Annotated in this window: 16 protein-coding genes and 1 pseudogene; 7 read left to right on the top strand and 10 right to left on the bottom strand. The window is 70.9% G+C overall.

Features of this window, described 5'->3' with window-relative positions; all coding sequences use genetic code 11:
- The first annotated feature begins 131 nt into the window (after positions 1–131).
- The 3 genes from AB0E78_RS15960 to AB0E78_RS15950 all read left to right on the top strand — a co-directional run bounded on the left by AB0E78_RS15960 (position 132) and on the right by AB0E78_RS15950 (position 3,222).
- A complete protein-coding gene (locus tag AB0E78_RS15960; RefSeq protein ID WP_361832816.1) occupies positions 132–1,778 on the top strand; it encodes a penicillin-binding transpeptidase domain-containing protein in 1,647 nt (548 codons plus the stop codon).
- Positions 1,779–1,876: 98 nt separating this feature from the next.
- Complete coding sequence (locus tag AB0E78_RS15955; protein ID WP_361832490.1) at positions 1,877–2,374, top strand: YbaK/EbsC family protein; 498 nt, start codon at positions 1,877–1,879, stop codon at positions 2,372–2,374.
- Positions 2,371–3,222: a DMT family transporter gene (locus AB0E78_RS15950; RefSeq protein ID WP_361832488.1), complete on the top strand. Its 852-nt coding sequence runs from the start codon at positions 2,371–2,373 to the stop codon at positions 3,220–3,222. Before AB0E78_RS15955 ends, AB0E78_RS15950 begins: the two co-directional genes overlap by 4 nt.
- Before the next feature lie 74 nt (positions 3,223–3,296).
- On the opposite strand, the gene AB0E78_RS15945 is transcribed toward AB0E78_RS15950, so the two are convergent.
- Genes AB0E78_RS15945 through AB0E78_RS15930 form a run of 4 tightly spaced genes read right to left on the bottom strand, consistent with a single transcriptional unit; the run spans position 3,297 to position 7,093 of the window.
- Entirely contained in the window at positions 3,297–4,469 is a 1,173-nt protein-coding gene (locus AB0E78_RS15945) for a serine hydrolase domain-containing protein (RefSeq protein WP_361832486.1), read from the bottom strand.
- A gap of 35 nt (positions 4,470–4,504) precedes the next feature.
- Positions 4,505–5,269 (bottom strand): ABC transporter ATP-binding protein, encoded by a 765-nt coding sequence (locus AB0E78_RS15940; protein ID WP_361832484.1) that lies wholly within the window; start codon positions 5,267–5,269, stop codon positions 4,505–4,507.
- A complete protein-coding gene (gene cbiQ, locus AB0E78_RS15935; RefSeq protein ID WP_361832482.1) occupies positions 5,257–6,018 on the bottom strand; it encodes a cobalt ECF transporter T component CbiQ in 762 nt (253 codons plus the stop codon). Before cbiQ ends, AB0E78_RS15940 begins: the two co-directional genes overlap by 13 nt.
- A 1-nt stretch (position 6,019) precedes the next feature.
- Positions 6,020–7,093, bottom strand: a complete 1,074-nt coding sequence (locus AB0E78_RS15930; RefSeq protein WP_361832480.1) for an energy-coupling factor ABC transporter permease — start codon at positions 7,091–7,093, stop codon at positions 6,020–6,022.
- Positions 7,094–7,286: 193 nt separating this feature from the next.
- Here AB0E78_RS15930 and AB0E78_RS15925 point away from each other — a divergent pair, with 193 nt between their 5' ends.
- Positions 7,287–7,628, top strand: a complete 342-nt coding sequence (locus AB0E78_RS15925; protein WP_361832478.1) for an SsgA family sporulation/cell division regulator — start codon at positions 7,287–7,289, stop codon at positions 7,626–7,628.
- 9 nt (positions 7,629–7,637) lie between these two features.
- Here AB0E78_RS15925 and AB0E78_RS15920 read toward each other — a convergent pair.
- From AB0E78_RS15920 to AB0E78_RS15910, 3 genes and pseudogenes are all read right to left on the bottom strand, one after another.
- Positions 7,638–7,850, bottom strand: a pseudogene (locus AB0E78_RS15920) (hypothetical protein); the annotation flags it as partial.
- Positions 7,851–7,910: 60 nt separating this feature from the next.
- Entirely contained in the window at positions 7,911–10,160 is a 2,250-nt protein-coding gene (locus tag AB0E78_RS15915) for an MMPL family transporter (protein ID WP_361832476.1), read from the bottom strand.
- A 116-nt stretch (positions 10,161–10,276) separates the two neighbouring features.
- Positions 10,277–10,867: a TetR/AcrR family transcriptional regulator gene (locus AB0E78_RS15910; protein ID WP_361832474.1), complete on the bottom strand. Its 591-nt coding sequence runs from the start codon at positions 10,865–10,867 to the stop codon at positions 10,277–10,279.
- A 215-nt stretch (positions 10,868–11,082) separates the two neighbouring features.
- On the opposite strand from AB0E78_RS15910, the gene AB0E78_RS15905 reads away from it, so the two are divergent.
- Entirely contained in the window at positions 11,083–14,361 is a 3,279-nt protein-coding gene (locus tag AB0E78_RS15905) for a S41 family peptidase (RefSeq protein WP_361832472.1), read from the top strand.
- A gap of 115 nt (positions 14,362–14,476) precedes the next feature.
- Positions 14,477–14,683, top strand: coding sequence for a hypothetical protein (locus AB0E78_RS15900; RefSeq protein WP_361832470.1), 207 nt, complete (start codon positions 14,477–14,479; stop codon positions 14,681–14,683).
- Between the two features lie 73 nt (positions 14,684–14,756).
- Here the strand turns inward: AB0E78_RS15900 and AB0E78_RS15895 are convergent, their stop codons facing one another.
- From AB0E78_RS15895 to AB0E78_RS15885, 3 genes are read right to left on the bottom strand one after another with little or no spacing between them, the layout of a single operon-like run.
- Complete coding sequence (locus AB0E78_RS15895) at positions 14,757–15,635, bottom strand: SDR family oxidoreductase (protein WP_361832468.1); 879 nt, start codon at positions 15,633–15,635, stop codon at positions 14,757–14,759.
- Positions 15,632–16,585: an alpha/beta hydrolase gene (locus tag AB0E78_RS15890; RefSeq protein ID WP_361832466.1), complete on the bottom strand. Its 954-nt coding sequence runs from the start codon at positions 16,583–16,585 to the stop codon at positions 15,632–15,634. The genes AB0E78_RS15895 and AB0E78_RS15890 overlap by 4 nt, the downstream gene beginning before the upstream one ends.
- The gene (locus tag AB0E78_RS15885; RefSeq protein ID WP_361832464.1) at positions 16,582–18,180 is read right to left on the bottom strand and encodes an NAD(P)/FAD-dependent oxidoreductase; all 1,599 of its coding nucleotides are present in this window, start codon (positions 18,178–18,180) and stop codon (positions 16,582–16,584) included. The genes AB0E78_RS15890 and AB0E78_RS15885 overlap by 4 nt, the downstream gene beginning before the upstream one ends.
- Positions 18,181–18,333: 153 nt before the next feature.
- On the opposite strand from AB0E78_RS15885, the gene AB0E78_RS15880 reads away from it, so the two are divergent.
- Positions 18,334–19,002 carry a MerR family transcriptional regulator gene (locus tag AB0E78_RS15880; RefSeq protein WP_361832462.1) on the top strand — a complete coding sequence of 223 codons (669 nt, stop codon included), beginning with the start codon at positions 18,334–18,336 and terminating at the stop codon, positions 19,000–19,002.
- Positions 19,003–19,017 lie beyond the last annotated feature (15 nt).

Genomic DNA, 19,017 nt, shown 5'->3' with positions numbered 1-19,017 from the left:
CCGGTGCGGAGCTTGGAGGCTCTGGGATCTGCGGAGGATCAGTGGGCAAGCGAGGGCGCGCCAGCGAGCGCAAGGGCATCAAGAACATCTCGGGCATTCCCGGCGCGAAGAGCGTCAAGGTGCACCCGGGTGTGCTCGGCGGCGCCGCCGCCGTGGTCGTGTGCGGCGTGGGCATCGCCGCGTACAGCCTGATCGGCGGCTCGTCCGACGGCGACGGACCGACGGTCGACGAGAAGCCGGTGGCCGCCGGCCCGCCGACGGCCGCCGAGGTCCGTGCCACCACCCGGGACTTCCTCGCCGCGTGGGAGAAGGGCGACGTGGCCGGGGCCGCGACGCTCACCGACGACCGGACGGCGGCGAAGACCGCGCTCACCGCGTACGCCAAGGACTCCCACCTCACGAAGGTGAAGCTGACGCCGGGCAAGCGGGCGGGCGCGAAGGTGCCGTTCTCGGTCGCGTCCACGGTCTCGTACGAGGGAAAGAGCAAGCCCTTCGCGTACGAGTCCGAGCTGACCGTCGTACGAAGAAAGAACGACGGCAAGACTCTGGTCGGCTGGCAGCCCTCCGTCGTCCACCCGGACCTGAAGGACGGCGACCGCCTGGTCACCGGCGAGGCGGGGGACCCGCCGATCAAGGCGGTGGACCGGGACGGCGGCGAGCTGACGGCGGCGAAGTACCCCTCGCTCGGCACGGTCCTCGACAGCCTGCGCGAGAAGTTCGGCGACAAGGCGGGCGGCACGGCGGGCGTGGAGCTGCGCATCGTGCGCAAGGACAGCACCAAGGAAGCCGAGAAGTCGGCGACGACGAAGGACGACGCCAAGGCGACGCCCGACAAGACACTGCTCACGCTCTCCCCCGGCACCCCCGGCACCCTGAAGACGACCTTCGACCCCTCGCTGCAGGCGACGGCGGAGAAGGAGACGGCCAAGCGCGAGCAGGCCGCGGTGGTCCTGGTGAAGCCCAGCACGGGCGAGATCCTCGCGGCGGCCAACTCGAAGCCGGGCGGCTTCAACACGGCGTTCCAGGGCTCGCTGGCCCCCGGTTCGACGATGAAGGTCATCACGTCGTCCCTGCTCCTGGAGAAGAAGCTCGCGGGCGTCGACAAGAAGCACCCGTGCCCGAAGTACGTGACGTACGGCGGCTGGAAGTTCCAGAACGACGACAAGTTCCAGATCAAGGACGGCACGTTCCGGGCGAGCTTCGCCCGGTCCTGCAACACGGCCTTCATCAGCCAGGCCAAGAAGCTGCGGAACGACTCCCTGACCAAGCAGGCGCAGGAGGTCTTCGGACTCGGCCGCGACAACTGGTCGATCGGCGTCCCGACCTTCGACGGCGCGGTCCCGGTGCAGAGCGACGCGCAGATGGGCGCCTCGCTGATCGGGCAGGGCGGGGTCCGCATGAACCCGCTGAACATGGCGTCGGTGGCGGCCACGGTGAAGTCGGGCACGTTCAAGCAGCCGTACCTGGTCTCCCCGGACGTCGACAAGCGCACGCTCGCGACGGCGTCCCGCAAGATGTCGGGCGGTACGGCGTCGGCGCTGCGGGAGCTGATGCACTACACGGCGGTGGCGGGCACGGCGGTCGAGCCGATGTCGGGCCTCGGCTCCGACATGGGCGCGAAGACCGGCTCCGCGGAGGTCGACGGCCAGAAGAAGCCCAACGGCTGGTTCACGGCGTACCGCGGCGATCTGGCCGCGGGAGCGGTCGTGCAGGAGGGCGGGCACGGCGGCGACTCGGCGGGCCCGCTGGTCCGCGCGATGTTCCTGGCGGGCCGGTAGCGGGTTCCTCTCACTCTCCTCGCTCCCGCCGAGACCTCTTGTCCGGTATGCGGATACCTGGTCGCGTGCCCCGTACACGGACAGCTAGCGTGCCGGGCATGAGCGCTACAGATTCCCCCGCACACCCCCGATTCGCCGCGGCCCTGACCGAGCTGGGCCTCGCCGAACTGGTCGGCGAGGTCCGCCGCTTCCCGGAGGCGACGCGCACCGCCCAGGAGGCCGCAGCGGCCATCGGCTGCGAGCTGAGCCAGATCTGCAAGTCACTGATCTTCGCGGCGGACGGCGTCCCGGTCCTGGTCCTGATGGACGGCGCCTCGCGGGTCGACCTGGAGCTCGTGCGGTGGGAGCTGTGCGCGGCGAAGGTGACGCGCGCGAAGGCGGACGTCGTCCGGGAGACCACGGGGTACGCGATCGGCGGCGTACCGCCCTTCGGCCACGCGACGAAGACGCGGGTCCTTGCGGACCGTTCGCTCCTCGACCACGAGGTGGTGTGGGCGGCGGCGGGCACTCCCTACGCGGTCTTCCCCATGGCGCCCAAGGACCTGATCCACCACGCGAACGGCACCGTGGTGAACGTGCGCGAGCTCGCCAAGTGACGCCGCTGGTCGCGGCGGCGGTGCTGCTGGCCGCCGTCACGCACGCCTGCTGGAACGCGATCGCGCACCACATCACCGACAAGCTGGTCGGCTTCACCCTCATATCGGGCGGCGGCCTCCTGATCGGCCTGCTCATCGCGCCGTTCGCGGCGATACCGGCGGCAGGGGCGTGGCCGTACCTGATCGTCTCGGCCGTGATCCACATCGGCTACTACGCGCTGCTCATGAAGTCGTTCAAGCTCGGCGACTTCGGCCAGGCCTATCCGATCGCGCGCGGCACGGCACCGCTGGTGGTCACCGTCCTCGCGGCGGTCTTCGCGGGCGAGATCCCCGACGGCTGGCAGGCCGCCGGTGTCGCGGTCTCCTGCGCGGGCCTGATGGGCCTCGCCCTCTGGGGCATCCGCGGATCGGGCCGGCGCCCCGACTGGGCGGCGATCGGTGCCGCGCTGGCCACGGGCGTCTCGATCGCGGCGTACACGGTGGTGGACGGCCTGGGCGTCCGCGCCTCCCGCTCCTCCCTGGGCTACATCGCGTGGCTGATGATCCTGGAGGGCCTCGCCATCCCGGTGTACGCGGCGTACCGCTGGCGCGGTGAACTGGTGGGCCGGCTGCGCCCGTTCGCGGCGGTGGGCCTGCTCGGCGCGGCCCTCTCCGTGGCCGCGTACGGCCTGGTCCTGTGGGCCCAGACGAAGGCGGACCTCGCCCCCATCTCGGCCCTCCGCGAGTCCTCGATCATCGTGGGCGCGGGAATAGGCGCGATCTTCTTCAAGGAAAAGTTCGGAGCGCCTCGCCTTGTGGCTGCGGGACTGATGGTGGCGGGTATCGGGTTGATGCTGCACGCGGGGTAGGGCGGCCCCCGACAAGATGTCCTCAATCGCCGGACGGGCTGCGTCTTTCAGCCCCTCCGGGGTTTGAGGCGCCCCTACAACACCCCCTTCACCGCCCGCACCAGCCCCTGGGCCCGCGGATCCGCCGTAACCCCCTTGTTCATCCCGTTCGTCACGTACCCGAAGGCCACCCCCGACTCCGGATCGGCGAAGCCGAGCGCCCCGCCCCGCCCGGGGTGACCGAACGAGCCGGGCCCCAGCAGCGGGGACGCGCCGCCGTGCAGCATGAAGCCGAGCCCGAAGCGGGTGTTCACGACCAGGACGCGGTCGGGCCCGGAGGACGCCTCGGCGCGGGCCAGCGCCACCGTGGACGGAGTGAACAGCCGCGCGGCACCCCCCACTTCACCGATCAGCGAGGCGTAGAAGCGGGCCAGGCCACCGGCGGTGGCGACGCCGTTGGACGCAGGGAGGGAAGCCGCCCGGTACGCGGGGTCGTTCTCGTCCGGCTGCGGATCGACCGCCCCGAACGCACGGCTGGTGAGCGAGGCGGGATCCGCGTAGGCCTCCGCCACGTTCCGCTTGGGCCGCACCCGGAGCCCCCCGGAGGTGGCGGGAGCCTCGATCCGGCCCAGCCGCCCGGTCCGGCCCTGCTCCGCCTCCGGAAGACCGACCCACAGGTCGAGGCCGAGCGGCCCGGCGATCTCCGCGGCCACGAACTCCCCGAGGGAACGCCCCGTCACCCGCCGCACCAGCTCACCGGTGAGCCAGCCGTAGGTGTGCGCGTGGTAGCCGTGGTCCTCCCCCGGCGCCCAGAACGGGGCCTGCGCCGCGACCACCGCCGCGGCGAGATCCGGGTCGAGCGCCTCGGAGGGCGTCAGCGGACGGTCGAGCGCGGGCACCCCGGCCCGGTGCGCGAGCACGTGCCGGACCAGCACCCGCTCCTTGCCGCGCGCCTTGAACTCCGGCCAGTAGGAGCCGACGGGCGCGTCCAGGTCCAGTTCGCCGCGCTGGTGCAGGAGGAGCAGGACGGAGGCGGCCACGCCCTTGGTCGCCGAGCGGACGATCTGCGCGGTGCCGCGCTCCCAGGGCTCGCTCCCGGCACCCCCGTCCGCGTCCCGGGTGCCGCCCCACAGGTCGACCACCGGCCGCCCGTCGCGGTACACGGTGACCGCCGCTCCCCGCTCGCCGAGCTCGCGGAAGTTACGGAGGAAGGCCTCCCGGACGGGTTCGAAGCCCTCGGCCACTGTTCCGTGCACGTCAACGTCCATGACAAGCCCAACAGCCACTCACAGCCATGGATTCCCTACCGGTTCACCTTCACCGACTTCGGATCGAAGCCGAACGGCAGCTCAAGCCGATGCGCCCCCATCAGGGCCTCGTCGCCGAGCAGCTCCCCCGTCGGCCCGTCCGCGGCGATCACGCCGTCGCTCAGGATCAGCGCCCGGGGGCACAGTTCGAGCGCGTACGGCAGGTCGTGCGTGACCATCAGGACCGTCACGTCCAACGAGCGCAGGATGTCGGCCAGTTCGCGGCGCGAGGCGGGGTCCAGGTTCGAGGACGGTTCGTCGAGGACCAGGATCTCCGGCTCCATCGCGAGGACCGTCGCCACCGCGACCCGCCTGCGCTGCCCGAAGGAGAGGTGGTGCGGCGGGCGGTCCGCGAACTCCGCCATGCCGACCTGCGAGAGGGCCTTGTGTACGCGCGCCTCCAGCTCGGGCCCGCGCATCCCGGCCGCCGCCGGGCCGAACGCCACGTCCTCCCGCACCGTCGGCATGAAGAGCTGGTCGTCCGGGTCCTGGAAGACGATGCCGACCCGGCGCCTGATCTCCGCCATGTGCTTCTTGCCGACGGGCAGGCCCGCGACGGAGACCGTGCCCGCGCCGCCCGTCAGGATGCCGTTCAGGTGCAGGACGAGCGTGGTCTTGCCCGCGCCGTTCGGGCCGAGCAGCGCGACCCGCTCGCCGCGGCCGATCGTCATGTCGACGCCGAAGAGCGCCTGGTGCCCGTCGGGGTAGGCGAAGGCGAGGCCGGCCACTTCGAGTGAGGGTGCGGTGGTCACAGGGTCCATCCCAACAGGCATACGACAAGAGCGGCGCCCGGCAGGGCGAAGGCGTACGTCCACTGTGCACGCGAGGCGGTGACCTCGTCGATCACCGGCATCGAACCGGCGTAGCCCCGGCTGACCATCGCCAGATGCACCCGCTCGCCCCTCTCGTACGAGCGGATGAAGAGCGCGCCGGCGGACTTCGCGAGGACGCCCCACTGCCGGACGCCCCGCGCCTCGAAACCACGGGACTCGCGCGCGATCTTCATGCGGCGCATCTCGTCCGCGATCACGTCGCCGTACCGGATCATGAACGAGGCGATCTGGACGAGCAGCGGCGGCAGCTTCAGGCGCTGGAGGCCCAGGAGCAGCGAGCGCAGTTCGGTGGTGGAGGCGAGCAGTACGGACGCGGCGACGCCCAGCGTGCCCTTGGCGAGGACGTTCCAGGCGCCCCAGAGGCCGTTGACGCTCAGGGACATGCCGAGCACGTCGACCCGCTCGCCCTCGGCCACGAACGGCATGAGCACCGCGAACGCCACGAACGGGACCTCGATGAGCAGCCGCTTGAGGAGGAACGGGAGGGGGACGCGGGAGGCGTACGCCACCGTGCCGAGCAGGAGCGCGTACAGGCCGAACGCCCACATCGCCTCGCGCGGGGTGGAGACCACCACGATCACGAAGCAGAAGACGGCCGCCAGTTTGGTGTGCGGGGGCAGCGCGTGCACCGGTGAGTGCCCGTGCCGGTAGAGCCGGTGGGCGTGGCCCGCGCCCATGTCAGGCGTTCTCGGAGGTGGGATCGGAGACGGTCGCCGTGGACGCCGGGCCCGTGTCCGCCGTACGACGGCGGCGCAGCGACCAGAAGACCGCCGTGCCCGCGACGACGGTGACGCCGACGCCGATCACGCCGGCGAGGCCGCCGGAGATCCGGGCGTCGGTGATGTCCTTGACGCCGTAGTCGGCGAGCGGGGAGTCGGAGGAGGCGTGCTCCTCGGCCTTCTTGTCGATGCCCTTGTCGTGGGCGACCTTCTCCAGGCCGTCGGGGTCGGCGGAGGCGTAGAAGCTGACGAAGCCCGCGAGGACGAGGGAGGCGACCAGGCCCGCGATCCACACCTTGCGGTGCGAGGGGGCGGCTACGGGGGTGGGGGCCTCGGCTGCGGGGACGTCGACGAGTTCGCCGCCGACGCGGAGCTTGAGCTTCTGGGTCAGGCCGCGGGCGCCGTACACGAGGTCGGGGCGGACGGCGATGACGGCGCCGACGGTGAGGGCGGTGATGGCGGCCTCGCCGATGCCGATGAGGACGTGGACGCCGACCATGGCCGTGGCGACCTTGCCGATGGAGACGTCGGTGGTGCCGCCGAGCGCGTAGATGAACGTGAAGGCGACCGCGGCGGCGGGCACGGAGATCAGTGCGGCGACGAAGGCCGAGACGGTGATGGAGCGGCGGCCCCGCGGGAGCACCTTCACCAGGCCGCGGAAGGTGAGATAGGCCACGACGGTCGTGACGATGGCCATGTCGGTGATGTTCACGCCGAGCGCGGTCAGGCCGCCGTCGGCGAAGAGGACGCCCTGCATCAGCAGGACGACGGAGACGCACAGGACACCCGTGTAGGGGCCGACGAGTATCGCGGCGAGTGCTCCGCCGAGCAGATGTCCGCTGGTCCCGGCCGCGACGGGGAAGTTCAGCATCTGTACGGCGAAGATGAACGCGGCGACGAGTCCGGCGAGCGGCGCCGTCCGTTCGTCCAGCTCGCGCCGGGCGCCCCGGAGGCTGACGGCGACCGCTCCGGCGGCGATGACCCCGGTGACGGCGGAGACGGGGGCGTTGATGAATCCGTCGGGGACATGCATGCGCGCGCTCCTGGGCAGGACAGGAAGAAGGAAGGCAGAGCGGGTCGCTCGTGAACCGTTCAATGATAGTGCTTTGTTGCGAACGGTTTGCAAGAGCGGTGGCTATCCAGTTATCCCGGTCACACCTGGAGCAGGAATCGCAATATATGGGACATTAGAGTGCAGAAGGCACGTGACGGTGAGGAGTTAGGCGATGTCCGCAGTAGAGCAGTACGCACGTGCCCACGTCGTCACGGACTCCCCTGACGACCAGCTCACCGTCCCCGCCGTCCTCCGGTACGACCCGGAGGCCGACCCGCTCTCGGTGCGGATCGGCCTCCCTGGTTCCCACGAATGGACCTTCGCCCGCCAGCTGCTCGAACAGGGCCTGCGAGCCCCGGCCACCAGCGGCGACGTACACATCTGGCCCTGCGGACGGGTCCAGACGGTCATGGAGTTCCACTCGGCGCAGGGGGTGGCGGTCGTGCAGTTCGACGCCTCAGCCCTGATCCGCTTCCTGCGCCGCACGTACGCGACCGCCCCCGTCCCGCACTGACACGTCACCTCACACCCGAACCGGCTCCCGATCGGCGTCGGCCGCCCGGGCTGCGTCCTTCTCCGCGTCCGTGCGCAGGCCCTCGCCCTCGACATCCACGTTCGGCAGAGCACGGTCCAACCACCTCGGCAGCCACCACGCCTTCCTGCCCAGCAGCGCCAGCACCGCCGGGACCAGCGCCATGCGCACAATGAACGCGTCGAAGAACACGGCAGCCGCGACGGCGGCGGGGAGAAGCGCATACCTCCCGCGCTTCTCCCCACCCCGCTCATCGGCCCTGGCTCAGACCCGAACCGGCTCCCGATCGGCGTCGACCGCCCGAGCTGCGTCCTTCTCCGCGTCCGTGCGCAGGCCCTCGCCCTCGACATCCACGTTCGGCAGCGCACGATCCAGCCACCTCGGCAGCCACCACGCCTTCCTGCCCAACAGCGCCAGCACCGCCGGAACCAGCGCCATGCGCACGATGAACGCGTCGAAGAACACGGCGATGGCCAGACCGAAACCGATCATCTTCACCATCTGCTCGCTGGAGCCGATGAAGCCCGCGAACACCGCCATCATGATCACGGCCGCCGCCGAGACCACGCGTGCTCCGTGCCGGAAGCCGGTCACGATCGCCTGGCCGGGGCGCTCCCCGTGGACGTACGCCTCTCGCATGCGCGTCACGAGGAACACCTCGTAGTCCATCGCGAGGCCGAAGACGACGCCCACCATGAAGATCGGCATCATGCTCATGATCGGGCCGGTCTGCTCGACGCCGAAGAGCGAGCCGAGCCAGCCCCACTGGAAGACCGCGACGACCGCGCCCAGGGCCGCGAGGACCGAGAGCAGGAAGCCGAGTGCCGCCTTGAGCGGGACCAGGATCGAGCGGAAGACGACGATCAGGAGGAGGAAGGCGAGGCCGACGACGAGTGCCAGGTAGGGCAGCAGGGCGTCGTTCAGCTTCTGGGAGACGTCGATGTTCATGGCCGTCGTGCCCGTGACCATCACGCTCGCACCGGTGTCGGACTTGATGCCGGCGCCCGCGTCGCGGATGGAGTGCACGAGGTTCTCGGTCTCGATGCCGCTGGGCTTGGAGGACGGGACGACGGAAATGATCGCCGTGTCGCCCCCCTTGTCGATCACCGGCGGGGCGACCGAGTGGACGTCGTCCAGCTTGGAGATCGTCGTCCTGATCTCGCCCGCCGCCGCCTTCGGGTCGTCGGAACCCTTGAGGTCGGCGACCGTCATCAGCGGGCCGTTGAAGCCGGGGCCGAATCCGTCGGAGACCAGGTCGTACGCCTTGCGCTGGGTCGTGGACGTCGGCTGGGCGCCGTCGTCCGGGAGCCCCAGTTCGAGCGAGGACACGGGCAGCGCGGCGGCGCCGAGACCGATGACGCCGATGAGCAGGACGGTGAGCGGGCGGCGCGTGACGAAGCGCGCCCAGCGGGTGCCGAGGTTGTCCTTCTTCTCCGTGGCGCCCTCGGCGTCAGCCGCGGCCTTCGCCTTCCTGCCGCCGCCGAGGACCTTGCTCTTCTCGCCCGTGGGCTTGACCTTCTTGCCCGCGTACCCGAGCAGCGCCGGGATCAGGGTGAGCGCGATGAGCACGGCGATGACCACCGTGCCGGCCGCCGCGAAGCCCATCTTGGTGAGCATCGGGATGTTCACCACGGCGAGGCCGACCAGCGCGATGACCACGGTGAGCCCGGCGAAGACCACGGCCGATCCGGCGGTGCCCACGGCACGGCCCGCCGCATCCTCGCGGTCCCGCCCGTCGGCGAGTTCGCCGCGGTAGCGGGAGACGATGAAGAGCGCGTAGTCGATGCCGACCGCGAGGCCGATCATCATCGCGAGCGTGGAGGTGGTCGTCCCCAGGTCGAGCGCGCTGGCCAGCGCGGTGATCGAGGAGACACCGATGCCCACGCCGATCAGCGCGGTGAGCAGCGGCAGACCCGCCGCGATCAGCGAGCCGAAGGTGATGACGAGGACGACCGCCGCGACCGCGATGCCGATGACCTCGGTGGCCCCGGTCTCGGGCATCGCCTGCAGCGCGTCGCCGCCGACCTCGACCGTGAGCCCGGACTCCCGCGCCTGGTCGGTGGTCTTCTCCAGGGCGTCACGGCTCTCGTCGGTCAGCTCCATCGAGGTGACCTTGTACGAGACCGACGCGTACGCCGTGGAGCCGTCCTTGCTGACCGTCTTGGTCCGGAAGGGGCTGTCCGCCCTCGCCACCTCGTCCGAACCGGACTTGAGCGCGGCGACGGTCTTCTCGATGTCGGCCTTGTTGCCCGGATCGGTGACCTTCTCACCGGCCGGTGCCTTGAAGACGACCTTGGCGCTCGCGCCATCGGCGCTGGCCTCGGGCACCCGCTCCTCGAGCAGGTCGAAGGCCTTCTGGGCCTCCGTACCCGGAATGGAGAAGGAGCTGGATGCGGCGGTGGGCGCGGACGCGGCGCCGACTCCGGCGAGCGTCAGGAGCGCCACCCAGATCAGGGCGACGAAGTGCCGACGCCTGAAGGCGAGTCGGCCTAGTTTGTAGAGGAAAGTGGCCACGAGGGCGTACTCCCGGTCAGGTCGTGGTGTCTACAGGGCAGGGGGGATCAGCCCGACGACGTGAGCGGTCGCGTCAGGTGGAAGAGGTGCGAGAGGTGGTGCTGTGAGGGGTTCGGTCAGACGCCGAGAGCGGGGAGGATCACGGCGTCGATGTAGGAACGGAGGAACTCACGGTCGACCGTGCGGTCCTCGATCAGGTCACGGGCGACGAAGCCGCCGACCATCATGTGGATGACGTAGCCGAGGGCGGGGTTGTCCGGGTCCACTTCGCCCCGCTCCACGGCCCTGCGCAGCAGTGCGTTCAGGCCGGTGATCTCCGGCTCGATGAGCAACTGCCGCAGCGCTTGGTGGAGTTCGGGATTGTCGTGGATGACATGGAACAGGCTCCGCATCAGCGCGGCGTCCCGCTCCATCTGACAGTCGTCCGAACGGTTGGCGGTCTCCATGAGGTCGCCGCGCAGGGAACCGGTGTCGATGTCCTCGATGGACACCGGCTTGTTGTGCTTCAGCGCCCTGGCGATCAGCTCGGGCTTGCTCCCCCACTGGCGGTAGAGGGTGGCCTTGCTTGATTTCGTGCGGGCCGCGATGGCGTCCATCGTGAGCGCTTCGTACCCGACTTCGCGGAGCAGGTCGAGCACGGCCGCGTAGAGCTCGGCCTCACGCTCGGGTGTGATCCGGCTGCGCCGCGCCGTTGCCGCCTCAGCCATGATCCCTCCGCTCCTCGTCGAAACCGTTCCGTACGCCATGACTGTACCCGCGGCCTTAACGAAACGAAACCGTTTCGTACGTGTGCTGCATCACGCGGCGCACTCACCCCCGTCCGCCCCCGATCGCCCCCGATCGCCCCCGATCGCCCCGTGTACGAGCCACCCGGCCTTCTGTACGAGTTGCCGGGCCCTCCGCACCGGAAAAGCATGGTGAAGTGACCGACGCGCGCGATGAAGCCCATGCTGACCACGCATACCTGCGATTTCCGCACCTCAGCGGCGACCGTCTCTGTTTCGCGGCCGAGGACGATCTCTGGGTGGCACCGCTGAGCCCGGACGGAGCCCCCGCGGGCCGGGCCTGGCGGGTGACCGTCGACCGGACCAAGGTGAGCCATCCGCGCTTCTCGCCGGACGGCCGCCACATCGCGTTCACGACCTGGCGCAGCCTCGACCCGGAGATCCATCTCGCTCCGGTCGACGGCGGCCCGGCCCGGCGGCTCACCTACTGGGGGAGCACGGACACCCGGGTCTGCGGCTGGTCACCCGACGGCGACATCCTCGCCGTCTCCTCGCACAATCAGCCCTTCTCGTACTTCTGCTGGGCCTACAGCGTGCCGACCGACGGATCACCCGGCGGCAAGCTGCCCTGGGGGCCGGTCTACGACATCGCGGTCAACGACATCGAGGGCGAACGCAAGACCCTCCTCCTCACCGGGAAGCCGCCGCACGAGCCCGCCGCCTGGAAGCGCTACCGAGGCGGGGCCACCGGCCGCCTGTGGCTGCACGGCGAGCAGCTCCTGCCCGACCTGGACGGCCATCTGGACGCCCCGATGTTCGTGGACGGACGTATCGCGTTCCTCTCCGACCACGAAGGCGTCGGCAACCTGTACTCCTGCCTGCCGGACGGCTCCGACCTGCGACGGCACACCGATCACGACGCGTTCTACGCCCGGCACGCGTCCAGCGACGGCGCCCGCGTCGTCTACCAGTGCGCGGGCGACGTCTGGCTGGTCGACGACCTGTCCGCGGGCTCCGTGCCGCGCCGCCTCGACGTGCGCCTGGGCGGACCGCGCGCCGGGCGGCGGATCTACCAGGTGCCGGCCGCCCAGCACGTCGACTCGCTCTCCGTGGACGCGACGGGCCGGGCCAGCGCCGTCGTCGTACGCGGCAGCCTGTACTGGCTGACGCACCGGGACGGGCCCGCCCGCACCATCACGGACACCCCGGGCGTGCGCGTGCGGCTCCCGGAGATGCTCGGCAAGGGCGGGCAGGTCGCCTACGTCACCGACGCGGAGGGCGAGGACGCCGTCGAGATCGCCTATCTGCCGCGCGCCAGCGGCGACCGCGCGCCGCGCAGGCTGGCGCAGGGGCAGCTCGGCCGGGTCCTCGAACTGATCTCCGACCCCGAGGGCGAACGGATCGCGATCGCGTCGAACGACGGGCGGCTGCTCCTGATCGACGCGACCGAGGAGTCCGACGGCGAGGTGACGGAGCTGATCCGCTCCCTCAACGGCCCGGTGCGCGACCTGGCGTTCTCCCCCGACGGGGCGTGGCTGACCTGGTCGCATCCGGGCATCGGCCGCTCCCTGCGGCAGATCAAGATGGCCCGCATCGAGGGGCCGGGCTGCCGCATCATCGTCGACGTCACCAACGGCCGCTTCGAGGACGAGAACCCGGTCTTCACCAGCGACGGCCGCTATCTGGCCTTCCTGTCCTGGCGCGGCTTCGACCCCGTCTACGACGTGCACACCGGCGACCTGTCCTTCCCCCTCGGCTGCCGCCCCTACCTGGTCCCCCTGTCGTCGGCCACCCCGTCCCCCTTCGCCCTCTCCCCCGACGGCCGCCCCGCGGCGGGCGGCCTCGACCCGGCCGACGGTCTCTCCCCGGCCGGGTCCGCCATCGTGGAGGTGGAGGGCCTGGAGAGCAGGGTGACGCCGTTCCCGGTCTCGGCGTCCAAGTACTCGGCCCTCCACCCCGTCAGCGGCGGCGGCCTCGTCTGGATGCGCTGGCCGATCTCGGGCGCGCTCGGCGAGACGTTCGCCAACCCGTCGGACACCTCGGGGCGCCCCACCCTGGAGTACTTCAACATCTCCAAGGGCAAGAAGTCCGAACTGGTCGACCACCTCGACTGGTTCGCGCTCAGCGGCGACGGCTCACGGCTCGTGGTGGTCGACGAGGGCGATCTGCGCGCGGTGCCCTCGACGGAGACCGGCGACGGCGACACCACCGTCTGGATCGACCTGCGCCGCATCCTGCACGAGGTCGACCCGGCGGCCGAATGGCGCCAGTCCTACGACGAGGCGGGCCGCCTCATCCGGGCCTACTTCTGGGAGCCGCACATGTGCGGCATCGACTGGCCCGCGATCCTGGACCAGTACCGGCCGCTGGTGGAACGGGTCGCCTCCCCCGACGAGTTCGCGGACCTGCTCCGCGAGGTCCTCGGTGAGCTGGGCACGTCCCACGCGTACGTCTCGGCGGCCCGCCGCAACGAAGGGCCGCCGCACTACCAGCGGGCGATGGGCCTGCTCGGTGCCAACCTCGTCTGTCGTGAAGGCAGTTGGATGATCAAGCGGATCCTGCCCGGCGACTCCTCCGACTCCAAGGCGCGCTCGCCGCTGGCGGGCGCGGGCATCCGGGAGGGCGCGATCCTCACCCACATCGACGGCCGCCCGGTGGACCCGGTGACGGGCCCCTTCCCGCTGCTCGCCGCGGCGGGCGGCACGACGGTGGAGCTGACGTTCCGGGCGGCCGAGCCAGAGGGCAGGTCCAGGAGGGTGGCGATCGTCCCCCTCATCAACGAACGCCCCCTGCGCTACCAGGACTGGGTGGCCAAACGACGCGACGTCGTACGGGAGTTGAGCGGGGGAAAGTGCGGCTACCTGCACATCCCCGACATGGGCGGCTCCGGCTGGGCACAGTTCAACCGGGACCTGCGCCTGGAGGTCTCGCGCCCGGCCCTGATCGTGGACGTGCGCGGCAACGCGGGCGGGCACATCAGCGAGCTGGTGGTCGAGAAGCTGACCCGGAAGATCCTCGGCTGGGACCTGACACGCAACGCCCAGCCGGTGTCGTACGCCTCGAACGCGCCCCGCGGGCCCGTGGTGGCCCTGGCCGACGAGGCGACGTCGTCGGACGGCGACATGATCACGGCGGCCTTCAAGCTGCTCGGCCTCGGCCCCGTGGTGGGCCAGCGCACGTGGGGCGGCGTGGTGGGGATGACCGGGCGGCACGTCCTGGGCGACGGGACGGTCATCACGGTGCCGATGAACGCGGGGTGGTTCGACGAGTACGGCTGGTCCGTGGAGAACCACGGCGTGGCCCCCGACCTGGAGGTGCTGCGCACGCCGCTGGACTGGGCGGAGGGCCGGCACGCCCAGCTCGACGACGCGGTGGGCGTGGCCCTCGACCTCCTGGAACGACAGCCCGCGGCGACACCGCCGAGCCTTGAGGACGTACCGGACCGACGGCGACCGAAGCTTCCGCCACGGGGCTAGAGGGCCTCTGTCACACGGCCCGTTCCCCCTCCCCGATGATCGAAATGCGAGGATTGTTCCCCCATGTAAGTCTGGTCGAGGCCCCTCCAACCTCACCCTCTAGGAGTGAACAAGCATGGGCATCAAGGACCAGTTCCAGGACAAGGCCAACGACCTCGCCGACAAGGCGAAGGGCTCGATGGGCGACAAGAAGGACGAGGCGAGCGAGCGCGCCTCGCAGGCGCGGGACGAGGCCGGCGAGCGCTCCTCGCAGGCCCCGGACCAGGCCCGGGATGCCGCGCAGGAGCAGCAGGACAAGTTCAACCAGGACTACGACGCCTGACACGGCGCCGCGCATGAACGCCTGAGGCCCACCCGGGACGCCGGGTGGGCCTCAGCCTTGTCCGCACCGTCAACTACCGCCCGGTACGCGCCTGTTCGTCGGCGGAGCCGCCCGCTCCCACGAGCCCCGTGGACACGGAGCCGAGGCGCGGCTCGAAGCGCCGCATCTCCCGCTGACCGACCGAGCCGATGACCCCCGGCAGGTAGCCCCGGATGCCCTGCATCCCCCGCAGCCACCACTGCGCGTACACGTGGCTGGACCTGCGCTCGATCCCGGCGACGATCCGGTCCACCGCCGGGCCCAGCGGGTACGTCTTGTTGGACGGCCACGGAAGGCGTTGCCGCAGCTCCCGCATGACGTCGTCCCGGTCCGCGCCCCGCACCATGTCGGTGTCCGTCCAGGACAGGTAACCGACGCCCACCTTCACGCCCTTGTAGCCGACCTCGGCCCGCAGACAGTGCGCGTACGCCTCGACGCCCGACTTCGACGCGCAGTACGCCGTCATCATCGGCGCCGGCGTGATCGCCGCGAGCGAGGCGATCTGCAGCAGATAACCCCGGCTCTCCATCAGGACCGGCAGGAACGCCCGGCCCGTCACCGCGCTGCCGATGAGGTTGACCTCGATCACCCGGCGCCATGCCTCGGGGTCGGACTCGACGAACGGCCCGCCGTTGGCGACGCCCGCGTTGGCGACGACGATGTCGACCTTCCCGAAGCGCTCCTTGACCTCCTGGGCGACCCGGGCCATCGCGACATGGTCCGTGACGTCCGCGTGCCAGGCCTCGGCCTCGGTGTGCAGCCGCCCCGCGACCTGCTTCAGCTCGTCCGGCTCCAGACCGACGAGCGCGATCTTCGCGCCCCGCGCCGACAGCTTGCGCGCGAGCAACTCCCCCACACCGCGCGCCGCCCCGGTGACGACCGCGACCTGACCCTCCAGGCTGACCTTGCTCATGCGCTGCTCCCCTCAAGCCCCTGGACCTGCTGCTCGTCCACGCGTACGTACTTCTTCACGAGGTTCCTGATCCCCTCGGTGACCGTCTCCGGCGCCTCGACCGGCGTCATGTGGCCGATGCCCGGCAGCTCGGTGAGGCCGAGCGAGTCCGGCAGCATCCCCGCCAGGCGCCGCGCCAGCACGACGGGCGTCATCCGGTCGCAGGTGCCCGCGATGACCGCGGTCGGGACATTCAACTCCAGTACGCCGGCGTCCAGTTCGAGCTCGTCGAGCACGTGCGACCAGCGGTAGCGGACCACCCTGGGGCAGCCGTGCACGATCCGCGCGCACACCTCGACCCGCTCCGGCGGCGAACCCGCGCCCATCGTCGCGTACTTGAGGACCGTGCGGGCCATCGGCGTCACGGGACCGAGCGGCGCCTTGGCCCCGAGCACCGACCGCGTCAGGCGCGTCCGCAACCGCCCGGCCCGTAGCGGCACCACGGTCGACTCGGCGACGAGCCGCGCACTCCCGGTGCTGCACAGCAGAACGGCGGCCGCGTGCTCCCGGAACCCCGGACGCGTACTCGCCGCCATGATCGTCATGCCGCCCATGGAGTGCCCGGCGACCACGGCCTGCTCCCCCGGCTCCAGCGTCGCCGCGAGCACCGCCTCCAGGTCGTCGGCGAGGGCGGTGGTGCTGTAGCCCTCGACACCGTCCGGCGCGACACTGCGCCCGTGGCCCCGCTGGTCGTACGCGATCACCCGGTGGTCGACGGCGAGTTCACGTATCTGCGCCGCCCAGAAGGCGGTCGAGCAGGTCCACCCGTGCGCGAGCACCACCGCGGGCGCGCCCTCGGAGCCGTGCACCTCGGCGTGCAGCCGCGCACCGTCCGCCGACACGACGGTCAGCTCCCGCGCGGCCACCGGCGGCGCGAACGGCCCGCTCGTCACATGCGTCAGCCTGCTCATGCCTTTGCCTCGGCCTTCTTCGTCGTACGCGACGTGCTCTTGTCCGGTGTGCGGGGCGCCGGCGCCGCGTCCCGCTTCGGGGGCCGCACCACCTCGTACTCGGCGAGATCGACCCGCCGCGTGGCGGCGCGGAACTCGCTCGTCGTGCCCGGCCAGATCGTCGTGTTCACGCCGTTCTCGTCGAGGTACCAACTGTTGCAGCCGCCGGTGTTCCACACCGTGCGCTTCATCCGCTCCTGCACCTTGTCGTTCCAGGCGTGCACGGCGCTGGTCCGCACGGAGAGCGCGGCCCGGTCACCGAGAACGTCCAACTGCCGCATGTAGTCGGCGAGATAGTTCAGCTGCGACTCGATCATCAGGATCATCGAGGAGTTGCCGAGGCCGGTGTTCGGGCCGATGACCGTCATGAAGTTCGGGAAGCCCGCGGCGGTCGCGCCGCGCAGCGACTTCATGCCGTCCTTCCAGGTCTCCATCATCGTCACGCCGTCGGGGCCCACCACGCGGTTGGCGATCGGCATGTCCGTCACATGGAATCCCGTGCCGAAGATGATCGCGTCGACCTCGGTCTCGGTGCCGTCGGCGGCGACGACGGTGTTGCCGCGCACCTCGCTGAGCCCGCTGGCGACGACGTCGACATTGGGCTGCGCGAGCGCCGGGTAATACGTGTTGGAGAGCAGGATCCGCTTGCACCCGATGCGGTACGAGGGCGTCAGCTTGGCCCGCAGGCCCCGGTCCTTGATGGCGCGGGCGATGTTCCGCTTGGCCAGCTGCTCCACCGCGCCGAGCTCGTTCGGCCGCTTGGTGAACGCCTGGACCTGCAACTCCCGGATGCCCCACAGGATTCCGCGCCGGGCCTGCGTGGTGAACGGCAGCTGGCGGTGCAGCCAGCGCTCGGCCCTGCTGATGGGACGGTCCATGCGCGGCATCACCCAGGGCGGGGTGCGCTGGAAGAGGGTCAGCCTGCCGACCTCGCGCTGGATCGCGGGCACGATCTGGATGGCGGACGCACCGGTGCCGATCATCGCGACGCGCTTGCCGCGCAGGTCGTAGTCGTGGTCCCAGCGCGCGCTGTGGAAGACCTTGCCCTCGAAGGTGTCGAGGCCGGGGATGTCCGGGAGCTTGGGGTCGGAGAGCGGCCCGGTGGCGGAGACGACGACGTCGGCGGTGAGGGTGCCGTCGCTGGTCTCGATCTCCCACCACAGCTTCTCCGCGTCCCAGCGCATCAGCTTCACCTCGGTGTCGAGGCGGATGTGCGGCCGCAGCCGGAAGGTGTCGGCGACCTGCTCCAGGTACTCCTGGATCTTCTCCTGGCCCGAGAAGGTGCGCGGCCAGTCGGGGTTGGGCGCGAAGGAGAACGAGTACAGGTGCGAGGGCACGTCGCAGGCGCAGCCCGGGTAGCTGTTGTCCCGCCAGGTGCCGCCCACGGCGCTCGCCCGCTCCAGGACGACGAAGTCGGTGATGCCTTCCCGGCGCAGCCGGACCGCGGCACCGAGCCCGCCGAACCCGGACCCGATCACTGCCACCCGCACATGCTCGTGCTCGCGCTCCTGCTGGCGTCCCCGATCGCGCTCCTGCTGGCGCTCGTCCTCGGCCATGCCGCCGCCTCCCGAACTGCTTCACGACTCTGCCAGTGACCACTGGCGCAATTGGGAGAGTAGAACAGCTGCGTACTGATGGGTAGGGGTCTGGCGCATCGAGTTACCGCCGGTAGAACACCCGCACGATCCGGCAGCACATAGGCTGCTTCCGTGGCAGAGACACGCGAGTACCGCATGGAGGAGCTGGCCAAGGCGGCCGGCATCACGGTGCGCACCGTGCGCTTCTACCGGGAACGCGGCCTGATCCCGCCGCCCCGCCGCGAGGGCCGCATCGCCTGGTACGACGACCATCACCTGGCCAGGCTCCGGACGATCGCCGCACTCCTGGACCGCGGCCACACCCTGAGCGGCATCGCGGAACTCGCGGAGGCCTTCGAGAACGGCCGCGACGTCGGCGAACTCCTCGGCATCGGCGAACCCACCGAGGAGACCCCGGTCCGCCTCACCCCCGAGGAACTGGCCGACCGCTTCGCCGGCGAGGTCACCCCCGAGAACTTCGCCGCCGCCCTGGACCTCGGCTACCTCGGCACCGACGGCGAGGAGATCGTCCACGTGAGCCGCCGCCTCCTGGACGTCTCGTCGGCCCTGGTCCGCGAGGGCATCCCCCTCGCGGCGGTCCTGGAGGCGGGCCAGCGGGTACGCGAACACGCGGACGCACTGGCCGAGTTGTTCATCACGATGATCCGCGCTCACACCGCGGCCGAGGCGGACGATGTGAACATCGCACGGCTTCGCCCGCTGGCGAAGAGCGTGGTGGAGGCGGAACTGTCGATGGCCCTGGACCGCCGCCTGGCCTCGGAGAAGTCGGAAGAGGCCTGACCGCCTTGACTACTT

The organism is Streptomyces sp. NPDC032198, from assembly GCF_040636975.1.
GTDB lineage: Bacteria > Actinomycetota > Actinomycetes > Streptomycetales > Streptomycetaceae > Streptomyces.
Note: the sequence above shows the minus strand (reverse complement) of the source record. Positions and strands in the feature narration are given on the sequence as shown.

Excerpts from the sequence above, each read along its gene's own strand:
- AB0E78_RS15900 (WP_361832470.1), top strand. The coding sequence starts at position 14,477 with ATGGGCATCAAGGACCAGTTCCAGGACAAGGCCAACGACCTCGCCGAC.
- AB0E78_RS15925 (WP_361832478.1), top strand. The coding sequence starts at position 7,287 with ATGTCCGCAGTAGAGCAGTACGCACGTGCCCACGTCGTCACGGACTCC.
- AB0E78_RS15910 (WP_361832474.1), bottom strand. The coding sequence starts at position 10,867 with ATGGCTGAGGCGGCAACGGCGCGGCGCAGCCGGATCACACCCGAGCGT.
- AB0E78_RS15890 (WP_361832466.1), bottom strand. The coding sequence starts at position 16,585 with ATGAGCAGGCTGACGCATGTGACGAGCGGGCCGTTCGCGCCGCCGGTG.
- AB0E78_RS15930 (WP_361832480.1), bottom strand. The coding sequence starts at position 7,093 with ATGCATGTCCCCGACGGATTCATCAACGCCCCCGTCTCCGCCGTCACC.
- AB0E78_RS15885 (WP_361832464.1), bottom strand. The coding sequence starts at position 18,180 with ATGGCCGAGGACGAGCGCCAGCAGGAGCGCGATCGGGGACGCCAGCAG.
- cbiQ (WP_361832482.1), bottom strand. The coding sequence starts at position 6,018 with ATGGGCGCGGGCCACGCCCACCGGCTCTACCGGCACGGGCACTCACCG.
- AB0E78_RS15895 (WP_361832468.1), bottom strand. The coding sequence starts at position 15,635 with ATGAGCAAGGTCAGCCTGGAGGGTCAGGTCGCGGTCGTCACCGGGGCG.
- AB0E78_RS15955 (WP_361832490.1), top strand. The coding sequence starts at position 1,877 with ATGAGCGCTACAGATTCCCCCGCACACCCCCGATTCGCCGCGGCCCTG.
- AB0E78_RS15945 (WP_361832486.1), bottom strand. The coding sequence starts at position 4,469 with ATGGACGTTGACGTGCACGGAACAGTGGCCGAGGGCTTCGAACCCGTC.
- AB0E78_RS15940 (WP_361832484.1), bottom strand. The coding sequence starts at position 5,269 with ATGGACCCTGTGACCACCGCACCCTCACTCGAAGTGGCCGGCCTCGCC.